This window comes from Pseudoalteromonas sp. SANK 73390, assembly GCF_054966645.1.
In genome coordinates, this window is the sequence record NZ_ARPN01000037.1 from 1 (window position 1) to 25,317 (window position 25,317).

Sequence of the window (25,317 nt, forward strand, 5' to 3'; positions counted from 1 at the left end):
TTGGAGCGAGTAACGAGGTTCGAACTCGTGACCTCGACCTTGGCAAGGTCGCGCTCTACCAGCTGAGCTACACTCGCGATTTTTAATTTAAAAGGCATGCTGCCCTCTCAACACGGACGCATTCTACAGAAGTTATAAAACGCGTCAACATAAAAAATGAATGTTTTTAATCGTTTGCTCAAAAATTATCTAAAATGCTGCCATAATAAGCACTTCGAGTTAAGAATTAGTCAACTGCTCCTTAGCAGCATAGAAATAAGCTAGCATCGAAGTCACTGTAAGCAAGGTTGCAATAGCCAATAGTACATAACTAATATTTACCATCCATGGTGCATATTGCCAAATTAAGCCAATAATCGCCAACATCTGTGCAGCCGTTTTAAATTTACCCATTGAGGATACCGCAACATTACCCCGCTTCCCTAACGCAGCCATCCATTCACGCAAAGCTGATATAACGATTTCACGACTAATAATGATAATTGCAGCAACCGTTACAAAGTGATTCTGGTAGTAAGTGGCTAACATAACTAGCGCAACACTTACCATCACTTTATCTGCAACAGGGTCTAAAAATGCGCCAAATGGTGTAGACTGATCTAACTTCCGAGCCAAATATCCATCTAAGATATCTGTCACCGAAGCAAGCCAAAAAATAAACGCAGCAGCAAAAAATGCCCATGAATAAGGCAAATAAAATAATACTGCAAATACAGGAATGAGTAACAACCTAAATGTTGTAAGCGTGTTTGGAATATTCCACATAACTACTTAGTGAGGTCTTTTTCTTTATGTTCGCATGAATGCTTAAGCTTTGTCATGCAAATGATTAAATATCTTTTCAGCCGTTTTCGGGCTGATCCCGGGTACTTGCTTTAGTTGATGAATGTTAGCAGATTTTACCCCCTGCATTCCGCCTAAATACTTCAATAACGCTTGGCGTCGTTTATGACCAACACCTTCAATTTCTTCCAGCATTGATTGGTTACGCTGTTTTTGTCTTTTGTTGCGATGACCCGCGATAGCAAACCGATGCGACTCATCACGAATATGTTGAATTAAATGTAAAGCTGGTGAGTCGCTATCTAAGTTAACCGTCCGTCGACCACCATCAATTAATAGCGTTTCTAAACCAGGCTTTCGACTGGTGCCTTTAGCAACACCAACAAGTAATGGTAACTTATTTAGCGGCCAATCAGCAAAAAACGCTTCTGCTCGCCCAAGCTGACCTTTACCACCATCAATAAAAATAACATCTGGCACCTTAGCTTCATCTTGTAACTTGATGTAGCGTTTGTTCAGCGCAAAGTCCATTGCTGCATAATCATCTCCAGGTGTTATACCCGTTACATTATAACGACGATATTCTTTGTTATTAGGCCCTTGATTATCAAATACAACACACGATGCCACTGTATTTTCACCCATTGTATGACTAATATCAAAACACTCCATTCTTTGAATGTCGCTCAATTGCAGCGCCTCTTTTAATAAGGCATATCGCTTATTTATAGAATCTTGTGCGCTTTGTTTTACCGCGATGCTATTTGCGGCATTTTTATTTGCCAGTGCAAGGTATTGTGCTCGCTCAGAGCGAACCTGAGCCCTTAATTGCACTTTGCGCAGCGCAATCTCACCTAAGGCAGTAGCAAGTTCGTCTTGTTCTAATAATGAAAACGGTAATACAACCTCTTTGGCTATACGGCTGTTTGTGCCACCGCTTAGATAATATTGACCGATGAAGGATGTCAGTATTTCATCCGCCTGAGAACCTTTAGGTACTTTAGGAAAGTAGGTTTTCGTACCGAGTATTTTGTGCTCTCTGATCATGAGCATATGAACTGCACATAACCCATTTTGCTGTACAAAGCCAATCACATCCATCTCAGCAAAATTACCAGCTACCGACTGCTGTTCCTGCATTTGCCTTAATAGAGCGATTTGATCTCTATGCTTAGCTGCAAGCTCAAAATTAAGCGCCATACTGGCATTTTCCATACGCACCACAAGTTTGGCTATCACTTGCTGAGACTTGCCATTTAAGAACTGACGAACCATATCAACTTGATCTTGGTATTCTTCATCCGATACTTTTCCTACACAAGGTGCGGAACAGCGCTTTAACTGATGCTGCAAACAAGGTCGGCTGCGGGCACGGTAGTAAGCATCCTCACATTGACGGACAGGGAAAATCTTTTGCATCAAGCGTAAGCTTTCAGACACCGCTGCACTGCTGGGAAATGGTCCAAAATACTCCCCTTTATATTTTTTAGCGCCACGGTGAAAGGCAAGCCGAGGGTGTTTATGTCCACTTAATAATATATAAGGATAGGATTTGTCATCTCTGAGTAAAATATTGTATCGAGGTTGATACTTTTTGATAAGATTATTTTCAAGCAGTAACGCTTCAGTTTCAGTATTCGTAAGCGTCACTTCGATATGGCAAATATTACTAACTAAAACACGGGTTTTACTGTCGGGTATATTAACGCGAAAGTAACTAGAAACGCGCTTTTTAAGATTTTTAGCTTTGCCAACATAAATTACCTGATGCTCATCGTCGTACATACGATATACACCAGGCTCAGTGCTTAGGGTTTTTAAAAATGAAATGTGATCAAATACAGCCATTAAAATGATAAATTAACGTGTGGTATCAATATCTATCATTTTATGACGAATCGCTAAATGTGTTAACTCCACATCGCCACCGACATTCAATTTTTCAAACATTCTGTAACGATAACTATTGACGGTTTTTGAACTCAAATTCAAACGTTCAGCAATATCCTGTGCTTTTTCACCTTTGGTGATCATCAACATGATCTGTAGCTCTCGTTCCGACAGTGATTGAAATGGATTTTCATCATTACGACCACTAAATTGATTTAACGCTATCTGTTGTGCAATTTCAGGCGCGATATATCTTTGCCCTGCATTAACGCCTCTAATTGCATTAATCATTTCATCTGGGCCAGCACCTTTGGTCAAATAGCCATGGGCTCCTATCTGCATTACCTTGCTTGGGAAAGGGTCTTCGCAGTGAACAGTTAATACAATAACCTTTACATCGGGACAATAACGACAAATTTTCTTTGTTGCCTCCAAACCGCCAATACCAGGCATGTTCATATCCATTAACACTATATCTGGTTCGTTTTGGCGGCAAAACGTCACCGCTTCCTCGCCAGTTTTAGCCTCTCCGACCACTTTAAAACCACGTACATCGTCCAATATACGTTTAATACCTGTTCTCACAAGTTCATGATCATCAACTAAAAGTACGTTAATCAATAGCTCATCCCCTTACTGTTACCTTGGCCGTCATATCTCATCTTCATGACAGGCCAAGATTACCATAGAAATATATAAAATTATAAATATTCACACACAAAAACCCAAAAATTCACAAGAAAATCACGTCAATACGCTATCAGAATTACCTTTGAGTTTAGTGCAATACAGTGTTCTATGCTCGTTGTGAAAAACGATTAACCCATAATGCAATAACACCATCACCAGTGACGTTACAGGCAGTACCAAAGCTATCTTGCGCTAAATAGAGTGCAATCATCAAAGCAACCGCAGCCTCATTAAATCCAAGCATTGTGGTGAGTAAGCCTAATGCCGACATAACAGCGCCACCAGGCGCGCCTGGGGCGGCAATCATGACCACGCCTAGCATAAATATAAACGGCAACATCTGTACTAATGAAGGTACTTCCATCGACGGTGACAGAAACATTACCGCCATCGCGCACGTAACAATCGTAATCGTTGAACCTGAAAGGTGGATGGTGGCACATAAAGGCACTGAAAAATTAGCGACTTCGTCTTTCACACCATTTGCTTTACTTGCTCTTAGTGATACAGGAATAGTCGCGGCACTAGACATTGTACCAATAGCAGTAAAATATGCTGGTAGCATATTTTTAATAAGAGTAATTGGACTGCGTTTTAACAAAATGCCACTACCGACATAAAGAACGCTTAGCCAGAGCCAATGCATTACAATAGCAGCGACCAATACAACCCCAAACGTGCTTAAAGTATCTGCTACAGTACCAGCTACGGCCATTTCGGCGAATACTCCTGCGATATATATTGGTAATGCTGGAATAATCACCTTTGCCAATAAAGCATCTATAACATCTCGGCCTTGATCAACCACACCTTTTAACGTTGATAAATTTAATTGGCTTATCCCTACGCCAAAAATAAATGCGCTTGCTAAAGCTGTCATTACACCCATTAAAGGCGGGATTTCTAAATCGATATAACTTTGCACTTCAACCGTTGCAGCCGTTTCATAGCCCACTGCGCCATCAAAAAATGGGATAAATGCATTTACAAGTATTACAGCCAAAGTACCTGCTATGATCGTAGAGCCATAAGCAAAGCCAACTGTTTTACTTAATAAATGGCCTGAACCTTGCGGTAAACCTGCAATACCTGATGCAATGAAAAATAAAATAATTAATGGAATAGTAAAGCTGATCAATTGCCCAATAATAACCTTAGCGGTGTACAATAATTCAACTAACCCCATTGGGAAATAAAAACCGACTAAAATACCGCCTAAAATACCAGCAATAAGTTTAAGAATTAACGACATAATACTTCTCTCACTAAAATGATGCGTTGTTGTATCATGTTTTACAAACTGATTGCCACTAATGTATTCATTTGTCTGTAAATTGATGTAAAGCCAGCCATGCATGGGTGTATATGGGTATTTCAACGAAAAATTACACACTACTTTTTACAGTTTATAGTTAAACCTATCTGTACTTTGCTAAAACAAGAAATAAACTGTATCTGAACAAAAAACACAGCAAAGATCAGCAGCCCCTAGTAAGTTGGATAAATTTCAATATGTAGTTACTCTACACGCGTCATTTAACCCTAAAATGATCAATATTTTAATCAAATTAATATAATGCACTGAAATCAATTGACCGCGTTTAACTGCTACCGATCGCGAAACATTTGTTTACATTGGTTGCATGATATTAAATAATACTTAAATTATTTTGACAGTTTCAACAGTATGATACGTAATGCAATTTTAGCGTTAGCTTCAGTTTTTATGACTGGTGTATACGCTACTGAACAAACTACCCCTATACCTTTTATCAATTCCAGCGCAATAATCGATGGGCAACTTAATGAACCTGTTTGGCAACAAGCAAAAAAAATAAGCATTAATAACGTCACTTGGCCGCAAGAAAACATACCAAGCCCTGTTTCTACAAGCGCATACGTATATGAAAATGGTCAGTCTTTGTTTGTCGCTTTCAAAGCTGATGACTCTGAGCCTGATCTTATTCGTGCTTTTTTCAGAGATAGAGACAGAGCATGGAACGATGATTTAGTCGGTATTAAGATAGATTCATTCAATCGTGGTCGAAGTGCATATCAATTTTTTATTAACCCTTTAGGTGTACAACAAGACTCGATAGAGAATGAGCTAACTAAAAGTGAGAACAGCTCATGGAATGGTATTTGGGATAGTGCCGGCGTAATTCATGAAAGGGGTTATACCGTCGAAGTAGAAATTCCCTTACGAGTATTAAACTTTGATGACAGTCAACAATTAAAAAATATGGCTATGGAGTTTGTACGATTCTTACCAAGAGACCAGCGTCTGCGTTTATCGAATATGCAAATATCCCACGCAAATAATTGTTGGATTTGCCAAATGCCAACATTTACAGGTTTTGAAAAAGCTAAACAAGGTAATAATATCGCCATCATCCCCTCTATGGTGCTGAGCAAATCTCAAAGCCGTGACATTGATGGCAGTGATGTGCCAGATTGGCAAGACGAAGACAAATCAGAGCCGAGCTTAGATCTAAAGTGGGCAATTACGCCAGATACAACCTTAAATGCAACCTTGAATCCTGATTTTTCACAAGTTGAAGCGGATACAGGGCAACTCAGCGTTAATAACAGCTTTAGCCTTTTCTTCCCCGAAAAGCGGGCATTTTTTTTAGATAATGCGGATTACTTTTCTTCACACCTCAACCTCATTCATACCAGGAATATTGCAGCCCCCGACTTTGGCGTTAAATTGTCGGGCAATAAGGTAGGACACACTTATGGAGTTTTTATCACAAATGATGAGCACTTAAATGTGATGGTGCCTGGTAATCTAGGCTCTAGCGTGGTTTCTCTAGAACAAAAGAGCAACAACGCAGCCCTTCGTTATCGTTACGATATAAATAATGGCCTTTCTGTCGGCACTAGCGCCACATTAAGAGATTCACAAGACTACAAAAGCCAACTAGTGAGTGTTGATACAAAATATAAACCAACAACCAGCGATACATTCAAAGTGCAAATATTGCGCTCTAACACTCAATATAGCAATATATTTGCTCAAGAGTTGTGTGATGGCGACGAAGGTGACTGTGTTCATCCGCCCACTGAAGAATGCATGCAAGGGCAAGATTGTGATTTTAACGAATCAGTCTTAAGGGTGCTCCAGCAAGATAATTTAAATGGCCTAGGATACTTTTTAAATTATGAACACAACACCAAACATTGGCGTGCCTTCACGAGCTACCAAAACTACGATAGAGAACTACGCGCTGACATGGGGTTTATGTCGCAAGTTGATTTTAATAAGTTTCTAACTGGCTTTGAATATCGCTGGTATGGCGAGCAAAATAATTGGTGGAATCGTGCGCGTTGGTATAGTGACTGGGATATTACACACAATGACAATGGCACATTAATTGAAAAAGAAGTACAAACTAATATAGCAATAGATGGCCCTCTTCAGAGCTTCATAGATGTTGGTGTGGAACATAGAAAACGTCGAGGGTTAAGACACAATAAAGCCAGCCTAAAAATACAAAATAATAGCCACCTATTCTCAGAAAACACGCTTTGGACTTATCTAGAATTCAAACCTGTCTCTGGCCTTTTTGCCAGTTTAAACTTGCGTACGGGCAATAAAGTAGACTTAGCGAATAATCGAGTAGGCAATATGCACTTTGCACGCCCTGCCATTAACCTTAATTTAGGTAAGCATTTTGAAATAAACGTTAGGCATAGTTATGAAACTCTCAACGCTGATGGGGCAAAAGTCTATACCGCTAACCTATCCGACATACGTTTAACTTACCAGTTCAATATAAATAGCTATTTAAGAATTGCCGTTATCCATACTGATATTAATAGAAATACACAAAATTATATCGATGAAGTTGATGCACACTACAAAGGCTTAAGTACACAACTTCTGTATTCCTATAAGCTCAATCCACAAACAGTGTTTTTTGCCGGCTTTACAGATAATGGCTATCAAGATGATGATTTATCGAAATTAACCAAAGATGAGAAAACTTTTTTTGCAAAATTTAGCTACGCATGGCTAATGTAATGGAATAAGAAACATTTTTTATATTTCTTTTGGCTATAAGCAAATTTGATATATCTTATAGCCATTCTTTACTTCAGTTTTGTATAAAGCAAAGTAAAGTGTGACAATAAGTAAAACCTAGATCACCTAAGGGAAAACAATGTCTAAGATTTTCGCTGATAACAGCCTATCAATTGGCCAAACTCCAATTGTAAAATTAAACCGTGTAACTGGCGGCAACGTATACGCTAAAATTGAAGCTCGCAATCCAAGCTTCAGTGTTAAGTGTCGTATTGGTGCTTCAATGATCTGGGAAGCTGAGAAGTCAGGTCTTTTAACTCAAGACAAAGAACTTATCGAGCCGACTTCTGGTAATACCGGAATTGCATTAGCTTTTGTAGCCGCTTCTCGTGGTTACAAACTTACTTTAACTATGCCTAACACCATGAGCCTTGAGCGTCGTAAGCTATTAAAAGCACTGGGCGCAAATTTAGTACTTACAGAAGGTGCTAAGGGTATGAAAGGTGCAATTGAAAAAGCTAACGAAATTCAAGCTAGCAATCCAGAGAAATATATTCTGTTGCAACAGTTTGAAAACCCAGCAAACCCAAAAATTCATTTTGAAACCACTGGCCCTGAAATCTTTGATGCAATGGAAGGTAAAGTTGATTATTTCGTTGCTGGTGTTGGCACGGGCGGAACTATAACTGGTACTACTCGCTATCTTAAAAATGAAAAAGGTTTAGATGTTAAAGCTGTAGCCGTAGAACCTTCTGATTCACCAGTGATCACGCAAACCTTGGCTGGTGAGGAAGTTAAACCTGGCCCACACAAAATTCAAGGTATCGGCGCAGGTTTTATTCCTGGTAACCTTGATTTAGAGCTAATTGATGCAACCGAACTGGTATCAAATGAAGATGCAATTGCCATGGCACACCAACTAATGAAAGACGAGGGTATCCTTGTGGGTATTTCATCTGGGGCAGCCGTTGTTGCAGCTAAGCGTATCGCAGAAAAGCCTGAAAATGCCACTAAGAATATTGTGGTTATTTTGCCAAGCGCAACTGAACGTTACTTATCAAGCCCAATGTTTGCCGATGAATTTTCAGAACAAGAGCTTGTTCAATAATTTGTTGATAAATTAATAAACAACCGGCCTCGGCCGGTTTTTTTGTCCCTAAAATTTCATGGAAAAATTCTGCTACTTCTCTAAACTTAACCAATACACTGCAAAGCTTAGCTAAGATTTAATATGCGCATTATTCTGGCACTAATGTTAATACTCACAACCTGTTTAGTCACGGCGCAAAGTGTTGTGAATGTGGGCTATTTTAAAAACGCAACCTATCAACTTGTCCAAGGGAGTGAGTATAAAAATGGCTACTTATATAATGTTGATGGGCACAAAAAGATGCTGCGTATTGTCACGCTTGATTGGCCTCCTTACATAGGGCAAGCATTATGTAATAAAGGTTGGGTGTTTCAATTTACAATCGCATTGCTCACTGAGCAAGGCTACCCTGTGTATATTGAGTTTTTGCCTTGGGCTCGCGCGGTCAGGGAAGTGGAAACAGGCAAAGCAGATATTCTCATGCCAGAATATTATATTGAAGATTCAGCACCTTCAGACTATGTTACCGGCAAAACACGCAGAGAAATGCTTGCATTATCAAATTCATTTCCTGGTGGCGAAATAGGCTTGTTAAAGCGCAAAGGTGACAAAGACCGTTTTGACGGTAATTTAAATTCTTTAAAAGGACAAAAGATTGGCGTCGTAAGAGGTTACCAAAATACACCGGAATTTGACGCCATGATGGACAATGGCGAATTTGTGATTGTAGAAGCGGTTGATGATTTACAGCTTGTTAAGCTGCTAGTTGCTAAGCGTGTAGACCTAATTATTGGTGACCCAAAAGTACTACGCTTTACCGTAAATTATTCTGACCTATCCAAGAGTATGAAAGTGAAGCTTTTGAGCAATATTGAAAACGAAACCAATATATTAAAATATAATCATTTATACTTTGCTCTAAGCAAAAAGGCACCACAATGGCGTCAAGTACTTGATGACATCAACAGAAGCTTGTACCAATTTGGCAACCAAGGAGAGACGCAAAGAATAATTGAAATGGGAAATTTAGAATGTTTTTAAAAAGCACCTTACGGCGCTTTTTTAATGCAGTAGTAAGTTAACCTCGGCTCTGGATAAGCGAATTTGCCCAATAAAGCTATTTTCTATTCCAAAACCCTTACCCAAACCTGAGGTTAAGTTAAAGTTCTGTCTGAACTTTTTTAAACAAATCTTGAATTGGTTCACTGGGTTCTTTTGTGGCCAAACTAACAACCACAATCGCACTGAGCGACACAATAAAGCCCGGCACAATTTCATAAATGATTGAGCTTAGTACTTGTCCATTGATAGTAATTGGCGCATAAATCCATATTAATACGGTTGCAGCACCTGACACCATTCCAGCTAATGCGCCATAAAAGTTCATACGCTGCCAAAACAAACTCAATAAAACCAAAGGCCCAAATGCTGCACCAAAGCCCGCCCAAGCATTACTAACCAAACTCAAGATTGAGCTATCTCTATCATAAGCCAAATAAATTGCGAATAAAGCCACAACTACAACGCTTAAACGACCAACTAAAACCAACTCTTTGTCTGTTGCCTTTCTGTGTATAAAGATTTTATAGAAATCTTCCGTTAAAGAACTTGAACTGACTAACAACTGAGAAGAAATGGTACTCATGATGGCAGCTAAAATTGCCGCTAATAAAAACCCTGCAATGAGTGGATGGAACAATAATTGTGATAAAATTAAAAAGATGGTTTCAGGGTCTTCAACAACAATCCCCTTTTCTTGGGCATAAGCGGCTCCAAATAAGCCCGTACCAACGGCACCTAAAGCAGCAACAATCATCCAAGTCATACCAATGCGACGCGCGGTTGGCATATCTTTAACGCTTCTTACCGACATAAAGCGCACGATAATATGAGGCTGACCAAAATAACCTAATCCCCAAGACATCGCCGATATAATACCAATAGCACCACCAGCACCAACCCAAGTTAGCATGTCTGGATTCATAGAATTTAGCGTGGACGATAACGGCGTATCAAGTAATGAATATGTAACAAGTGGTACTAAAATCAAGGCAATGAACATAATACAGCCTTGCACAAAATCCGTAAGGCTCACAGCTAAAAAGCCGCCAAATAATGTATATAAGACAACAACGCCAGTTGTTACGTACAGGCCTAGTTCGTAGCTCATACCAAAAGAGCTTTCAAACAACTTACCACCAGCGACAACACCAGAAGACGTATACAAAGTGAAAAATACAATAATGACCAGTGCTGATACAATACGTAAAGCATTGCCTTTATCTTCAAAGCGATTTGCAAAATAATCAGGTATAGTAATCGCATCACTGGCAAGCTCAGTATATACCCGCAATCGCGGTGCTACTAAAAAGTAATTAAGCCAAGCACCAATCACTAAGCCAATAGCAATCCACGTACTGCTAAACCCAGTCACAAACATTGCGCCAGGTAAACCCATTAAAATCCAGCCACTCATGTCAGACGCACCCGCAGACAAAGCAGCCACACTGGGAGGTAAATTTCGCCCCCCTAACATATAACCTGAAACATCTCCGGTTGATTTACGGTAGGCGTAGAGGCCTATACCTAACATAACCACAAAGTATATGACTAACGAAATAATCGTGCCTAATTCCAAAGTTACCTCCTTCGTTATGAGCACCCTACTTAATGACAACTATCTAGCACACGCTTTTACTTTTATCATTAAAAAGAGAGCCTTATTTGTTTTGCTCGACTATAGCATGAATAACATTCACACCCCAGCATAGTAGCTCAAGCAATACACTCAACATTTTTACAATTTTTATAACTCTAAAAATGCAGTAACAAGAGCAAACTAGCTACTCCCAGCTCACCTTCTTAAATTTAAACTAATAAACGGTTAGTTTTCCCTCTTAATTAATGTACGAAATACAGGCACCTTTTAGTGAGCACTCATTAGGTGCGACAATCTGTCACATGTAAAATTTCTGCCATATCGATAAAATTCTTCTCAAATTACTGAATGGAATATAAAAAATGAAAATAACTCTGCTTAGTATTGCTTTGCTTAGTGCCTTGCAGTGTATGGCTGATGAAGATGCTCTAGAGCACATTGTGGTAATAGCGCCCATGCAATCACCTTTATTGTTACAAACTGACCCAAAACTTCCAAGGCAACCCCTTCCCGCTCAGGATGGTGCAGACTTGTTATCAAGCATTACTGGGTTTTCTCTTATCAAAAAGGGAGCCGCAAGTAGCGACCCCGTTTTTAGGGGCATGGCAGGTTCACGTTTAAATATTATTACCGATGGTGGATTAACATTAGGGGGCTGTGGTTCTAGAATGGACCCACCTACCGCTTACATTACCCCTCAAACGTATGACACGCTAACCGTTATTAAAGGCCCACAGACGGTACTTTACGGTTCGGGAAACAGTGCTGCTACCGTTATTTTTGAGCGTGACCAACAACGGTTACAAAAACCTCAACTCCAAGGTTTTTGCCAATGCAGTTGTTGCCAGTGCTGAGCGTCGTAGCATCAATGTTGATATCAAAGCGGGTACGCCTGATTATTATTTTCGTGTTGCAGGTAGCCACAGCCGTGCGGGTGACTACCAAGATGGAAACAACACCACTATCCACTCTAATTACAAACGCTGGAACGGCGATATGGAGCTTGCCTACACTCCGAGTGATGATAACATTATTAGCTTAACTTATGGCCGCAGCGATGGTGAAGTTGCCTATGCGGATCGTATGATGGACGGTAGCTTATTTGATAGAACCCACGGCGCAATTCGTGCACAATGGGCACTTAGCATAGGCGTCATCAACCATCTTGATGCACAGTGGTATTACAACGATGTCGATCACATTATGGACAATCACAGTTTACGCCAATTTAAACCCAACATGATGATGAAGCTGCCAACATCCGCCAACCCAGACAGACGCTCTCAAGGTGGTAAAATCGTATTTGATGCTCAACTCAACTCTGCCAATACGTTAACATTTGGCTTAGATCATCAGCAAGACCGCCATAGAAATCGAAGCAGCATGAACCAGCTAAACAATCCTGTACAACTGATGCCGCGCATGACCGATGGCGAATTTGAGAAATCGGGTCTTTTTGGCGAGCATGAGTTATCTCTTGGAGAGCATCAACAGATTATATCTGGCCTGCGCATTGATCGCTGGCAAGCGAAAGACTTGCGACAGCAAATTACTATGATGATGAAAAAAACACCTAACCCAACCGCCAATACAACTCGTAAAGACACCTTATGGAGTGGTTTTACTCGCTATGCTCAACAGAGCGAAAATCGTAGTTACTTCATTGGCTTTGGCCATACAGAACGATTTCCTGACTACTGGGAGTTACTTGGTGGCAACCGTATGGCCATAAATAGTAACAGTGCATTTAATACTAATGTAGAGAAAACAAACCAGCTAGATTTTGGTATACAACACGCAAGTACTCTGTGGCAAAGTAACCTATCGCTCTTTTATAACCGTATCAGTGACTTTATTCTAACTGACAACGCTTATGGGCAAGCGCCTATGCAACGCAAAGTAACACGCAATATTGATGCTGAAACACTTGGCTTTGAGGCCGATATTAATTATCACTTAACCAAATATTGGCAAGCAGCAGCAAGCATCAGTTATGTTCGCGGTAGCAACCTCACGGACCATATTGCCTTAGCACAGCAGCCTCCTTTACAAATGCGCGTCACACTAAATTATGAACAAAAAACATGGCGAGTGGGTATGCTTTGGCACGTGGCGGCAGCTCAGCATCGGGTTGCACCGGCGCAAGGCAATATCGCAGGACAAGATATAGCACCCACAAGTGGCTATGGTACTTTATCGTTAAACGCACAATATAATCTATCCAAAGGTGTTGATTGGAGTATGGGCGTAGATAACTTGTTTGATAAAACTTATGCACAACATTTAAGTAAATCAGGCGCAGCCGTGAGCGGCTATCAGCAAATAGACAAAGTGAATGAAGCCGGTATGACCTTATGGAGCAATATAAACTGGCGCTTTTAACTCATCAAGTTTACACCGAAGGGCATGCTTGCTGATACTCTAGGCATTAATTGTTACAATAGCGACCCAATTCACTTTATTAGCTATAAAAATGCATAATCAACAAGCACTCATTGAAGCCATTAATACTAAAATGCCGTTTGGAAAACATGCAGGTATACCCTTATTATTGCTTCCCGAGCCTTATGTGGTTTGGTTTAAACAACAAGGCTTTCCTCAAGGCAAGCTTGGTGAGCAGCTCGCTATGATTTACGAAGTAAAACTCAATGGTTTAGAAAAAATGTTGATGCCACTTTTAAAGCATGACTAACGTTCATTATCAAGCTTATTTAATGGCGGTTTCACCATAGACTTTTTACCTAACAACGTCATAAATGCTTGCCTAAAAGGTTTGAGGTAAATAGCGCCTACTGAATCGTGCCCAGCATCATATCGGCCTACACCAATATTGATACTGGGTGCAGCAGATGCCTTAATTAAAGAACCATACAGTCTATCCCAAATAGCCAGTGCAGACCCCAAGTTAGTGTCAAAATGCTTAGGGTTATCGCTGTGATGTATTTGATGTTGTGCCGGACTAATTAACCAACCTTCTAGCTTATCGCCCCAGCTAAAGCGAATATGAGAGTGGCGTAAGTTAGCCCCAAATATATTAAATAAGAAAACGAATGCATTGGCACCCAGAATGTCAAACATACTTAACCCTGTGCCAAAAAAATGATAGCCAAACCCGACCACTAAACCTTGCGTGAGTGCCATCCTGCATGCGTAGAGATAGCTTTCAACAGGGTGTGAGCGATAAATAGTAAACGGCGTTAATACCTTTGCTGAATGATGTACTTTATGAAATTCCCAAAGGAAGGGCACTTTATGTAGTAATAAGTGCAACAAAAACCGAGTTAAATCATCGACAAGAAACAGCATCACAGTAAATATCGCTATCACTGCAGTATCTGACCAAGCCAGATGCAAGGGCTGACCGAATCCCCACTCTAAAATATCTGTAGTAGCAATAGCCACAGGCACCATAGTCAATACAATGGGTGCAAATAACGCCGCCTTGAGTAAAACATTTGTGATCAGTAAGCAGTAATCTAGCTTGGCACTTTTGCATAACCATACTTTCTTAGGAAACAAGAATGCCAAAAAGCCGCGTAAAGAACGCTGAGCTTGCGCGGCAAAATACACAGGCACAGCCATCGCTATTGCAGTTAATAGGTAAGGAATATAAATGCGCTTATTCGCATCAAGCAAATAAGTAGGCAAAGAAATAAAACTCTGCCACATTTGTTCTAACATGGTTTACCTCAAAAAAAGGGCCAACTGAGTGGCCCTGATTTATCGTGAAGTGTTTATTACTAACACTTAAAACTGATATTTGTACCCTAACGAAAACTGACGCGGCTTGCCAGGGCGCGCACCATATGGACGACGGCTAACCACTTCGTTTTCATCAAGTAGGTTATCTACTTTAGCATAAACGCGGCCATACTCACCTAACTCATAGCTAGCAGACAAGTCAACAACCACATTCGAAGGCACTTTTTCGCCCGCAAGTGGAATATTAACCTTTGTCCCAGATTTAGTATCTTGCCAGCTCACACCCGCAGCTTCAGGCATAGAGCTAACATACTTCACAGCCATTGAAAGCTGCCACTGTTGAGCTGCTAAACCAATGCTAAAGGTTGCTTGGTGATTAGGCAAATAAGGCAGTTCATCGCCTTTTTTAACCTCTCCCCACTGGGCAAACTCAGAGCGTAAATCATGCTGAAATTCACTTTTAGTGTAAGTGTAAACAAAGCCATAAGGAACTTCTAAATGTAAGCTTAGCGGGTAACTTTGTGAGAATTGAGCCTCAACCCCGTATACATCCACTTCCCCACCATTAAACTCTTGGTCTAATTGTGAATCAATACCACAGTTCGACTGACTACAACTTTCTTTTAAATTACTATAATCATTGTAAAAGCTAACCAACTCAAACTGAGTGATACCGTCATTAAAACGACCACCAAACTCATAGTTCACACTTTTTTCAAGCTTAATATTATCCGGTTGAGCCGGTGATGATGGCACAAAACCCTGATGTACACCAAACAACAACCCTGACTCATCTGACAGCTTATAAAAACCACTGATACCTGGCATCCAAATACGCGTTGTTTTATCTTGCCACTCTAGTGCATCTTTGTTGTTTTGGTAATGCATATCCATCAATTCACCGCGTACACCTATACCCAGTGTTAACGCATCTAAGGTAATTTGATCTTCCATATACACCGACCAAGCATCAGTTGCTTCGGTATCTAAAGTGGTAAATGCTTTAGCTTGGCCGGTATTTTGAGCTCGACCTGAACTCATTGCATACGTCTGTTTAAAGTGCTTACGTTCAATTTCATCTTCATGATAACGCACACCCACTGCAAGCTTATGGTCTAAGTCAAACAACTTAAACTTAATCGACGCGTCCACTTGTATACCTTGTGAAAAGTATTCGCGGTCGTTAGTGCCCATGGTTAAAAAGATTGAGCTACGGCCTGCCTGTACCGAATCTTGCTGGCCTGAAATAACACCATATTCATCCGCATACTTAGTCGGGTTCGCCAAAATAGATGATAAAGAACCACTCGTATTCGTTAAGTTATTTAGCTTACGCCACGCTCGCTCATAATCGTTACGGTAAATACGTGACGTTACTTTAATATCATCACTTTCTAAGTAATGTGAAAACATCACTTGTTGATGTTCAGTATCCATTAAAGCATCTTGCGATGCTGCGTAACGCCGATATGGCGTACTTGCAAAGTCAGCATCCGTCAAACCTAAATAAGTTTCATCTGATTGCTCATCAGAGTAAGACAGCTTAAGTGCAAAGGTATGATCAAAGCCATTTGAACGCATCTTGTAGTTAAACTTGGCCAGAATATCGTTTTTGTTGAATCCGGTATCACCACCACCGTCAAGGTCTTTAAAACCATCGGCTTTTAGATTTACGCCTTCAAGTAAAAACCCAACATTGTTAACAACAGACCCAAAGTAGCCGTGGGCTTTTTGATAGCCATCACTCCCTGCCGACACATCTATACCACCTTCATTAAACTCAGGGATTTTACGCGTCACTAAATTAATGGTGCCTGCAACAGTTTGTGGTCCATATTTAATCGCGGCAGGCCCTTTAAAGACCTCCACCGCAGTCATACGGGTCGTGACAGGAAAATAGTAAGCTGCTGGCGCTGAATAAGGCGAAGGGCCAATCAATACACCATCTTCTAGAATTGTAATTTTCTTACTACGCTCAGGGGTTACACCGCGAAAGCCAATATTAGGGCGCAAGCCATAACCATCTTCTTCACGAATGTTCACACCCGGTACAGAGGCTAAAATACGATGAATATCATCGTATTCGTATTTTTCTAGTTGCTCTTCACTTATCAATGTTGCAGAGCCCGCTTCAGTACGTAGTTTGTCATAGTGACTGAGTATTTGAATATGCTCTAATTCATCGTCACTATCAGCTGCGAATGCATTTGGCATAGCAACTGCTACTGCCAAAGCTAACAAAGATTTTTGCATAAAAGGCCCTTTAGTCATTATCACCTGCCGACGTTTTTGGAAGTTCTAGTGCAAGCTTATTAATAAAATCATTTTTAAGTTGATCGGTCACTACTTTTACTTTTTCGTGTGTATTAGTCACAGCCGCTTGGTCATTAACCAACGTGGTTTGCAAATTACCTTCCAACGCATTAACAGCCACCTTAGCATCAGCAATACCTTGTAACATAACTTGCTTTGTATCTGAGGCTTGTTGTTCATCTAAGAAATCATCAAACCCAGTTGCGGCTGCATCACCATTACCACCTAAAAACAGTTGCTCAAATGCGGTAATATTGGCTTTTATATTCTCAATAGAGTGCTTAGCATACACAGACTCCACCGCTTGCGGGCAAGCTTCTAAGCCACAGCTATTAGCAAATAAGCCAAGTGGCGTCGCCAATTTGTAGTCTTTGAGTTCTTCGGTCATATAAAACAATGCATCGGAGATTTCATTGATGGCTTTTGTTTGCGTTTCAAATTTATTACCCGGTTGGCCTGCTGTTTTTAATACCTCACTGTAGCCTTGCTCACCACTCCACTGATTTAATAACGTTTGCGCAGAGTGACTTAAATCATTAGCAACTTCTACTGCAAATTGACAACGCGCCACTTTGCGCGATTGCTCATCGCGAGTATTCCAATTAACTAAAATGTCACCTGCGGCAACACTGCTACAGCTATAAGCCAACTCATCGTTAAACAACAAATACTCACTGGCATCTAAACCACGACGTTTGTCTGAGCGGTTACGAATGTTATAAGCAACACCATTAATCATACCTTGCTCAAAAAACACTACATCTTGGTCAACACTACAGGTGCTGGCATTAGGCCAAGAGTAAATGTCATTACGCAATGACTTATCATTATCAAGCAACGGACCAACGACCATCAACTCAGCATGTTGCCAGCTAACCATTGTTTCACGCCATGCGTCTTGCGCCACCTGTAGAGACGCATCGAGTCCCGCTTTTTGAGCAGCATCTTGCATACTTGGGTCAAAGCTCGTCTCTAGGTCACAGTATGCTTTAACTTGTGCAGGTAAAGATTGCGCCTTGTCTGCAAATGCTTCAAAGGTTGGCGTAATTACATTGTCAGTTAAGTTCACCAACAGTGCTTGTTGATCAAAGCTAATAGTGCCATTGTCTTTGTTGTCAGAAAAGTTCTCGCCGGTTGAGCTTGAGGTACTCTCACCACAACCGCTTAGCAATGCAGCTAAAGTGCTTGCTAACAATAAAGGTTTAAATGTTGGTGCCATCAATCGCCTCTTTTTATTCGATTTTAAATACAACAAAAGGCTAGCCTCGAAAAGCTAACCTTTTTGATAGTTTATCTGTGAGTAAATTACCAGTTAGTAACGACTTCACCGTCAAAGCTATAAACTTGCTGTAAAATATCACGCGCTTGCTTAAGCTCAACAATATAAGCTTCTACGTCCGCCTGTTCACCCACTACTGGCTTGTTACCCATTAACACATGCATTTGCGCAAATTTACCCGCATTTGCCTCTGCATTGAAAGGTGATTCTGGGTTAAATTGCAAATTAAGTGCAAAGCCTTTCATTTCAGACCAGTGCTTAGCTAATGTTACAAACTTATCAGCTTCATAGGTACCCACTTTCATCTGTTCCAGATCAGCGATGGTATCATTAATGTAGTGAACAACTGTGGCTGAGATAGACTTTTCCCATGCTGCCGTTGCAGCAACTGCATAGCCTTTAAGTTCAGTTAACTGCTCATCAGTAAGCTCAGTGCCTACATTATCAGAAATTAACTTACGACCGGCAAAAAATGCATTAAAGGCATCTGCACTGTAGTCAGTTTTTGCATCATAGTCTTTAGAGCCTAAATCACGCTTCGCTGCATTGGTAGAGTTGCCAAAATTGTACTCAGCATTTAAATCAATTTTGCCATCAGCATTAAAGTCGTTGTTCCCTTGCCAGTTTTCACGACCGCCTTTAGCGGCTACTTCTTCATCTGTGTAACTTAGGTAGTTACGAGCAGCACCAAAGTAACCAAAACCTTCATCCCATTGATGCTCAAGGTTTGTATATGCTTTATCGTCGAGAATGTTACTGGTTTTAAGTCCTTTGCCCTGTGTTGCATCATCTAGGTAATCATCAGCACCTTGAGAAAATGCCACCGCACCATATAAAAACTTTTGCGTTAACTGTTTAAGGTCAACACCCTCAGCGGTTACGTAATGCGTTTCTATTTCTTTACCATTTGGCGTTTGTACAGTAGTTTGCTGCACACGCTCTACAACTTGTGCAATTAAAGCGTTCATTAACCCTTCAGGCGTGTTTGTTTCAAGACCAGCCCACCCTTCAAAACTTGCACCATCGTTCCAATCTTTGTGTTGGCCCGTTGCATCATTACCTGCAATTTTACCGCTTAAGTCTTTATGGCTTCCTGAAATGTCAGCCAGTGTTGCTTGTTTTGCATCTTGTACGATTGATAATGACATAGCATTTGCGATGGCATCATAGTCGCCATCTGAAATTTTATAAAACTTGTTTAATTGCGCAAGTAATGCATCGGCAGTCATGGTCTGTGCATCAGTTGCTAAGTCACCACCAATATAGTTATACAATTCTTTAATTAGCGCATGACGTGCAATTTGGCCTGAGTAAGATACGCTTGAATCACCTGATTCAGCATTTAAAAAGTCATAATCTTTTGCATCAGTTACATCAAATGTCACAGCAGCAGAGAACGTATTGTTGGCACTGTCTGTTACAGTCACATCAACAGATACTTGCGGCTCAACTTCAAAGTTCAATACCGCAGAGCTCTTTAACTTTAGTGTATTTGCATCAATTTCAAAACGCTCATCTGTCGTGGTAAATGTGAATGTTTCATCCGAGTCAGCATCTGTTGCAGCTAAAGTACCAATAACTTGACCCGCTACGTTTTCATTTACTTGCGCTTGTGCTGTTAATGCAATCGCTGTTGGTGCTGAGTTGGTAGGCGTGGTAACCGTGCCATTATCACCATTATTATTTGAATCGTTACTGCTTGAACTTGAACCGCCACACGCGGTTAAACCCAGTGTTGCAACTACAATAGAAGTGGCCAGAAGAGACTTTCGTAAAACCATCAATGATTTCCTTTGAAAATAATTAATATTTGTATTTCTTATCTGGAGTGAAAGTATACACATATCTAAATGACAATCAATATTATTTGCGTTGCCAGTATAAACTTATCACGGTTTGTAGGTAATATATTGGCGTTATGTAAACAATCATTTTTTTGCATTTTAGGTAAATCACAATCAGGCTGCGCTCTGCAAGTGATTCAAACGATTTGGACTGGTGTAGCCAAGCTGTAAATTAAGTATAACTTGAGCCAACCAATAATTAGCAAAAGCAAAACAATCAACAACCTACGACTAAGGGTTCAAGAATAGCTGTGCAGCACATTGCCACAGCGCACTTACCACAGGGTCTTGCAACCTTTTTTGCTTGCAAATCAAGCCAATTTCAATTTCTTCAAGGCTATCTTTTGGTTCAACTTTTAAATGCTGTACTTGGCTTAAAAATGGGCTTTGTTCTAACACAATTTGCGGCACACATGCGACCCCAAACCCTAAACTGGCTAGCGCCACCATTGCTTCATGACCGGACACGTGCGCATAAACTTTAGGCGTTAACTTTTGCCTCGCACAAAAAGCATCAATGCGCTCTTTTAACACACCATGCTCTGGCATAATAAAAGGGAGCTGCTCCAATAAATTAGGCCTGTTAAGGTGGCTATTAATTAGTTCACTCAACGGGCAATCCATTGTCGGTGCTATCATCACTAGCTTTGACTTACCAAGTGGTAAGTATGCAATCCCTTGCGGCAAATGCGTTGGCGCTACAGCAACTGCAACGTCTTCTTTGCCTGTTTGTACATGATTAATAGAAAAAGCGGGATCGCCTGTATTTAGGTTTAACTCTATGGCTGGAAACTGCTTTCTAAAAACAGCAAATAAGTCATAAGTAAAACTATATGTGGCTGTTACCGAGCAATACATACTTAACTCACCGGTGAGCGGCCCGGCACTATCTTGGCATTGGCCTTTAAACTGTCGCCATTTTGCCAGCGTTGCTTGTGCATAATCCACAAACGCCTTGCCATTAACCGTAAGCCTAACACTGCGGTTGTCACGTATAAATAGCTCCGTTCCCAGCTCTTGCTCAAGCTGTTTTATCTGTCGGCTCAGAGTAGGAGCACTTACATGGCATTGCTCACTAGCACGCGCAAAGTGAAGCGTTTCTGCCAATGTTAAAAAATAGCCGAGCTGCTTGTGGTCCACATTTTACCTTTCAAAAAATGAAATACAGTGATTCAAATATATCATTTTACGTAATCAAAAACACTGCTTATGCTGGACTTATAGACATTTCTAACAAACGCGAATTTATAAAGGTACTCACATGGCAAACTATTTCAATACACTTCCCTTAAGAGAACAGCTAGCGCAGTTAGCTCAGTGCGAGTTTATGGACCCCAAAGAGTTTGACGATGGTGTTAAAGAGTTAGAAGGCAAAAAGTTGGTTATTGTGGGCTGCGGCGCACAAGGTCTTAATCAGGGTTTAAACCTTCGAGACTCAGGTTTAGATGTCACTTATGCATTGCGCGAGTCAGCAATTAGCGAAAAACGCCAGTCATTTTTAAACGCATCTGAAAACGGTTTTACCGTTGGCACCTACGACGAGCTGATCCCCACCGCCGATCTCGTACTTAACTTAACGCCAGACAAACAGCATACCGCAGTGGTTAACGCCGTGATGCCATTAATGAAACAAGGCGCAACACTTGCTTACTCACATGGCTTTAATATAGTTGAAGAAGGCATGCAAGTACGCAAAGACATCACTGTTATTATGGTAGCACCAAAATGCCCAGGCACTGAAGTACGTGAAGAGTATAAACGTGGCTTTGGTGTACCAACATTAATTGCCATACACCCAGAGAACGACCCTGAGGGTAAAGGCTTCGCGCAAGCAAAAGCCTATGCAGCAGGCACTGGTGGCCATAAAGCAGGCGTATTGCACTCTTCGTTTATTGCTGAAGTAAAATCAGACCTGATGGGTGAACAAACTATCCTGTGTGGTATGTTGCAAACAGGGTCTTTGCTTTGTTTTGACAAAATGGTTGAGCAAGGCATTGAGGCAAGCTACGCATCAAAGCTTATTCAATATGGCTGGGAAATAATAACTGAAGCCTTAAAACATGGCGGCATTACCAACATGATGGACCGTCTATCAAACCCAGCCAAGCTAAAAGCATTTGAGTTAAGCGAAGAGCTAAAGCAAATAATGCGCCCTCTCTACAACAAACATATGGACGACATCATCAGCGGCGAATTCTCAAAAGGTATGATGGCAGATTGGGCAGAAGACGACGTCAAACTTCTTTCATGGCGCGCAGACACCGCTAACACTGCATTTGAAAAACAACCAAACACTGAGCAAGAAATCTCTGAGCAAGTATTTTTTGACCAAGGTATTTTAATGGTTGCTATGGTTAAAGCAGGAGTTGAACTCGCATTTGAGACAATGACAGCAGCTGGGATCATTGACGAGTCTGCCTATTATGAGTCGCTTCATGAAACACCACTCATTGCCAATACCATTGCTCGTAAAAAACTATTTGAAATGAATAGAACAATTTCAGATACGGCTGAATATGGTTGTTACTTATATAACCATGCCTGTTTGCCCTTACTTAAACCATTTATGAGCAAGTTAAACACTGACGTGATTGGAAAAGGACTCGGCACTAGTGATAATTATGTAGATAATCAGTTGCTTATACAAGTAAATCATGCCATTCGTAATCACCCAGTTGAAAAAGTAGGTGAAACCTTACGTGGCTACATGTCAGCGATGAAAAAGATTGTTTAAGCCACCTCCCTAGGCAAGCGCACGTCAGGGAAAGCACCAACGCTTGGCTTGCTTTAATAGTTCGCTTGTTAGAAACCAAAGCCCATTCGCCTATGCAATGGGCTTTTTCTATTCCAACCCCCTTATCCAAACCTGAGGTTAACTACCGTTAAAAGCGCTGTGATATAAGCCTTTAAAAGAGCTAATAATGAAAACTTATTAACTAACCCAGACCTATAAGCAAATAAACAGAAACGATATGCCCCAATAATCGTGTATGTTAGAATATTTAATTCAGTTCGGTAAAAAGTGTAATTAAATGCGGATGTATAACCTATCTATTACCCAAAGGATCACCCTCCTTGGTAGCTTAATCGCAATTATTGTAGCCAGCGTTATTGGAGCAAAAGCGATTTATAGCGCTAAATCCATGACTGAAAAAAGGATGTTAGAGTCAGAACTCCCTAGTAAAATAGAGAGTATAAACAAGTCAATCGCGCAGCAGATTTTGCAATTAAAAAACGCAGCACATCAACTATCAAGTAACCAGTTCATCACCGAGATGGCCAAACGGGGCCAATTAGATGAAACCCTACTGGTAAGTGAGCTCAAGCGCATAACGCGACAGTATGATTTAGTAACCGCCTCGTGGGCCAACCGCAGCAGTGCGCAATACTGGAATCAAAATGGCTTTTTAAGAGTGTTAAATCAGCAACAAGATGGCTGGTTTTTTAACTTTACGCAAAGCAATAACCCGTTTTCTATTAGCATCTACCAAGAAGCACCTGGTGATGTAAAAATGTTTGTTAACCATCAACAAACTAACGGTATCGGCTTAGCGGGTCTTGCCAAAAGTATTGATGACATGCAACGTATGCTCAGCGATATGACTATTGAGAAGACAGGGTTTGTGTATGTGGTAAACGCACAAGGGCAAGTACAACTACACCCTGACGCCTCAAAAGTTGCCAAATCAAATCTAAATGATTTTTATGGAGTCAACGCAAGCCACACACTACTCAATGGTCGTCACTTTGCCGTGGATACAATCAAACTTAATGGCCACGACACCATTATCGCTGCCAGCGCAATAGAAAAAACGGATTTGTATGTTATCGCACAAGTGCCTGCCGATGAGGTGTTTGATGAAATCAATGCGCTACAATGGCAAATTATTTTGTTTGCATTAGTGACTGCAGTTATCGCCAGCTTTATCAGTTTATTGATGGCAAAAAACCTTAGTGCGCCATTGTCTAATATGGCTAAGCTATTCGCCCGCCTCGGAAGTGGTGATGCTAAATTGCATTATCGGGTGCCCGATTTGAAGCAACCAGAGTTACAAGCCCTCGCAGATGGATTTAATGAGTTTATTTCCAAAATTGAAGCGGCTATCAAAATGGTTGCCAACGAAAGCCATGATATTCGTAGCGCCAGTGAGCAAGTGTTTGAGCAAAGCCGCAGCAACTCACAAGCATTAGATGATCAAAAGTCGCAAACAATTTCGGTGGCCGCCGCGATTAACCAAATGGGTGCAACGGTACAAGAAATTGCAGGCAGTGCAAATAACTCTGCAAAATTAACCGAGCAAAGCAAAGCGTCGTCAGAGCAGGGCCATCATCGTGTTCAGCAAAGTCAAAAAACATTGCAAACATTAGCAACAGATATTGATGCCATGGCACATGCAGTAGAAAAGCTGGTAAATAAAACACAATCTATTGCAAACATTGTAGATGTTATTCGTGGGATCTCTGAACAAACTAACTTACTAGCGCTAAACGCAGCAATTGAATCAGCTCGAGCAGGTGAACACGGCAGAGGCTTTGCGGTTGTTGCCGATGAAGTTCGCGCATTAGCAAGTAGAACATCAAATTCAACGGATGAAATACAAGCAACTATCAATGAGTTGACGCAAACATCTGATGCAATTGTCAATCAAATTAATCGCTCAAAGCAACAAGCTGAACAAAGTGTTGAGAGTATGCAAATCTCCGTAGACTTAATGGAAGATGTCACAGAGACGGCAAATCAAATAAACGATATGACCACCTTAATCGCTGCAGCGACTGAACAGCAAAGCAACGTAGTTGCTGATGTGGGCCGAAGCATTGAGCATATCAGTACCATCAGCGATGATGTAATGAGCGCGCAGCTCAATACAGAGCAATCCATTCAAGCGCTGGCTGACTCAGCCAAGTCACTGGATACCCTCGTAGCGAGCTTTGAACAGCAGTAATCATTCAATCGGTGGTCATGTGACCACCGTTCTCACTTCCCTGCTATAATTCCTGTGTAAGTTTTATACGCTGTTGGCGGTCTTTTTAAACAAC

Annotated in this window: 18 protein-coding genes and 1 tRNA gene; 8 read left to right on the forward strand and 11 right to left on the reverse strand. The window is 40.9% G+C overall.

Features of this window, described 5'->3' with window-relative positions:
• Nucleotide 1 precedes the first annotated feature (1 nt).
• The 5 genes from SANK73390_RS03670 to SANK73390_RS03690 form a co-directional block, all read right to left on the reverse strand.
• A tRNA-Gly gene (locus SANK73390_RS03670) sits at nt 2-77 on the reverse strand.
• A gap of 142 nt (nt 78-219) precedes the next feature.
• Entirely contained in the window at nt 220-765 is a 546-nt protein-coding gene (pgsA, locus tag SANK73390_RS03675; protein WP_462763678.1) for a CDP-diacylglycerol--glycerol-3-phosphate 3-phosphatidyltransferase, read from the reverse strand.
• 42 nt (nt 766-807) lie between these two features.
• Nucleotides 808-2,631: an excinuclease ABC subunit UvrC gene (uvrC, locus tag SANK73390_RS03680; RefSeq protein ID WP_462763681.1), complete on the reverse strand. Its 1,824-nt coding sequence runs from the start codon at nt 2,629-2,631 to the stop codon at nt 808-810.
• 12 nt (nt 2,632-2,643) lie between these two features.
• A complete protein-coding gene (gene uvrY / locus SANK73390_RS03685) occupies nt 2,644-3,294 on the reverse strand; it encodes a UvrY/SirA/GacA family response regulator transcription factor (protein ID WP_261593405.1) in 651 nt (216 codons plus the stop codon).
• A 175-nt stretch (nt 3,295-3,469) separates the two neighbouring features.
• Nucleotides 3,470-4,615, reverse strand: coding sequence for a dicarboxylate/amino acid:cation symporter (locus SANK73390_RS03690; RefSeq protein ID WP_462763685.1), 1,146 nt, complete (start codon nt 4,613-4,615; stop codon nt 3,470-3,472).
• Nucleotides 4,616-5,089: 474 nt separating this feature from the next.
• On the opposite strand from SANK73390_RS03690, the gene SANK73390_RS03695 reads away from it, so the two are divergent.
• From SANK73390_RS03695 to SANK73390_RS03705, 3 genes are all read left to right on the forward strand, one after another.
• Entirely contained in the window at nt 5,090-7,390 is a 2,301-nt protein-coding gene (locus SANK73390_RS03695; RefSeq protein WP_462763688.1) for a carbohydrate binding family 9 domain-containing protein, read from the forward strand.
• Nucleotides 7,391-7,529: 139 nt separating this feature from the next.
• Nucleotides 7,530-8,498 carry a cysteine synthase A gene (cysK, locus tag SANK73390_RS03700; RefSeq protein ID WP_261593403.1) on the forward strand — a complete coding sequence of 323 codons (969 nt, stop codon included), beginning with the start codon at nt 7,530-7,532 and terminating at the stop codon, nt 8,496-8,498.
• A 123-nt stretch (nt 8,499-8,621) separates the two neighbouring features.
• A complete protein-coding gene (locus SANK73390_RS03705; RefSeq protein WP_462763691.1) occupies nt 8,622-9,521 on the forward strand; it encodes a substrate-binding periplasmic protein in 900 nt (299 codons plus the stop codon).
• Between the two features lie 118 nt (nt 9,522-9,639).
• Here the strand turns inward: SANK73390_RS03705 and putP are convergent, their stop codons facing one another.
• Nucleotides 9,640-11,118: a sodium/proline symporter PutP gene (gene putP, locus SANK73390_RS03710; RefSeq protein ID WP_462763694.1), complete on the reverse strand. Its 1,479-nt coding sequence runs from the start codon at nt 11,116-11,118 to the stop codon at nt 9,640-9,642.
• A 383-nt stretch (nt 11,119-11,501) separates the two neighbouring features.
• Here putP and SANK73390_RS03715 point away from each other — a divergent pair, with 383 nt between their 5' ends.
• From SANK73390_RS03715 to SANK73390_RS03725, 3 genes are all read left to right on the forward strand, one after another.
• On the forward strand, nt 11,502-11,993 hold the full coding sequence (locus tag SANK73390_RS03715) for a TonB-dependent receptor plug domain-containing protein (RefSeq protein ID WP_462763697.1): 492 nt from the start codon (nt 11,502-11,504) through the stop codon (nt 11,991-11,993).
• Entirely contained in the window at nt 11,926-13,521 is a 1,596-nt protein-coding gene (locus SANK73390_RS03720; RefSeq protein ID WP_462763700.1) for a TonB-dependent copper receptor, read from the forward strand. Before SANK73390_RS03715 ends, SANK73390_RS03720 begins: the two co-directional genes overlap by 68 nt.
• 91 nt (nt 13,522-13,612) lie before the next feature.
• The gene (locus SANK73390_RS03725) at nt 13,613-13,831 is read left to right on the forward strand and encodes a DUF3820 family protein (protein WP_462763703.1); all 219 of its coding nucleotides are present in this window, start codon (nt 13,613-13,615) and stop codon (nt 13,829-13,831) included.
• Here the strand turns inward: SANK73390_RS03725 and SANK73390_RS03730 are convergent.
• From SANK73390_RS03730 to ilvY, 5 genes are all read right to left on the reverse strand, one after another.
• Complete coding sequence (locus SANK73390_RS03730; RefSeq protein ID WP_462763706.1) at nt 13,828-14,820, reverse strand: sterol desaturase family protein; 993 nt, start codon at nt 14,818-14,820, stop codon at nt 13,828-13,830. The two genes, SANK73390_RS03725 and SANK73390_RS03730, sit on opposite strands and share 4 nt — an antisense overlap.
• A gap of 66 nt (nt 14,821-14,886) precedes the next feature.
• The gene (locus SANK73390_RS03735) at nt 14,887-17,112 is read right to left on the reverse strand and encodes a TonB-dependent receptor family protein (RefSeq protein WP_462763708.1); all 2,226 of its coding nucleotides are present in this window, start codon (nt 17,110-17,112) and stop codon (nt 14,887-14,889) included.
• Complete coding sequence (locus tag SANK73390_RS03740) at nt 17,105-18,373, reverse strand: imelysin family protein (RefSeq protein WP_462763710.1); 1,269 nt, start codon at nt 18,371-18,373, stop codon at nt 17,105-17,107. The genes SANK73390_RS03735 and SANK73390_RS03740 overlap by 8 nt, the downstream gene beginning before the upstream one ends.
• Before the next feature lie 86 nt (nt 18,374-18,459).
• Nucleotides 18,460-20,214, reverse strand: a complete 1,755-nt coding sequence (locus SANK73390_RS03745; RefSeq protein WP_462763713.1) for a DUF4856 domain-containing protein — start codon at nt 20,212-20,214, stop codon at nt 18,460-18,462.
• Nucleotides 20,215-20,508: 294 nt separating this feature from the next.
• The gene (gene ilvY / locus SANK73390_RS03750; RefSeq protein ID WP_462763716.1) at nt 20,509-21,417 is read right to left on the reverse strand and encodes an HTH-type transcriptional activator IlvY; all 909 of its coding nucleotides are present in this window, start codon (nt 21,415-21,417) and stop codon (nt 20,509-20,511) included.
• Between the two features lie 121 nt (nt 21,418-21,538).
• On the opposite strand from ilvY, the gene ilvC reads away from it, so the two are divergent.
• Together ilvC and SANK73390_RS03760 are read left to right on the forward strand one after the other, a co-directional pair.
• Nucleotides 21,539-23,011: a ketol-acid reductoisomerase gene (gene ilvC, locus SANK73390_RS03755; RefSeq protein WP_462763719.1), complete on the forward strand. Its 1,473-nt coding sequence runs from the start codon at nt 21,539-21,541 to the stop codon at nt 23,009-23,011.
• A gap of 298 nt (nt 23,012-23,309) precedes the next feature.
• Nucleotides 23,310-25,223: a methyl-accepting chemotaxis protein gene (locus tag SANK73390_RS03760; protein WP_462763722.1), complete on the forward strand. Its 1,914-nt coding sequence runs from the start codon at nt 23,310-23,312 to the stop codon at nt 25,221-25,223.
• Nucleotides 25,224-25,317: the final 94 nt, after the last annotated feature.

Coding starts and splice junctions, on each gene's coding strand:
- pgsA (WP_462763678.1), bottom strand. CDS start 765: ATGTGGAATATTCCAAACACGCTTACAACATTTAGGTTGTTACTCATT.
- uvrC (WP_462763681.1), bottom strand. CDS start 2,631: ATGGCTGTATTTGATCACATTTCATTTTTAAAAACCCTAAGCACTGAG.
- SANK73390_RS03690 (WP_462763685.1), bottom strand. CDS start 4,615: ATGTCGTTAATTCTTAAACTTATTGCTGGTATTTTAGGCGGTATTTTA.
- SANK73390_RS03695 (WP_462763688.1), top strand. CDS start 5,090: ATGACTGGTGTATACGCTACTGAACAAACTACCCCTATACCTTTTATC.
- cysK (WP_261593403.1), top strand. CDS start 7,530: ATGTCTAAGATTTTCGCTGATAACAGCCTATCAATTGGCCAAACTCCA.
- SANK73390_RS03705 (WP_462763691.1), top strand. CDS start 8,622: ATGCGCATTATTCTGGCACTAATGTTAATACTCACAACCTGTTTAGTC.
- SANK73390_RS03715 (WP_462763697.1), top strand. CDS start 11,502: ATGAAAATAACTCTGCTTAGTATTGCTTTGCTTAGTGCCTTGCAGTGT.
- SANK73390_RS03725 (WP_462763703.1), top strand. CDS start 13,613: ATGCATAATCAACAAGCACTCATTGAAGCCATTAATACTAAAATGCCG.
- SANK73390_RS03730 (WP_462763706.1), bottom strand. CDS start 14,820: ATGTTAGAACAAATGTGGCAGAGTTTTATTTCTTTGCCTACTTATTTG.
- SANK73390_RS03735 (WP_462763708.1), bottom strand. CDS start 17,112: ATGACTAAAGGGCCTTTTATGCAAAAATCTTTGTTAGCTTTGGCAGTA.
- SANK73390_RS03740 (WP_462763710.1), bottom strand. CDS start 18,373: ATGGCACCAACATTTAAACCTTTATTGTTAGCAAGCACTTTAGCTGCA.
- SANK73390_RS03745 (WP_462763713.1), bottom strand. CDS start 20,214: ATGGTTTTACGAAAGTCTCTTCTGGCCACTTCTATTGTAGTTGCAACA.
- ilvC (WP_462763719.1), top strand. CDS start 21,539: ATGGCAAACTATTTCAATACACTTCCCTTAAGAGAACAGCTAGCGCAG.
- SANK73390_RS03760 (WP_462763722.1), top strand. CDS start 23,310: ATGCGGATGTATAACCTATCTATTACCCAAAGGATCACCCTCCTTGGT.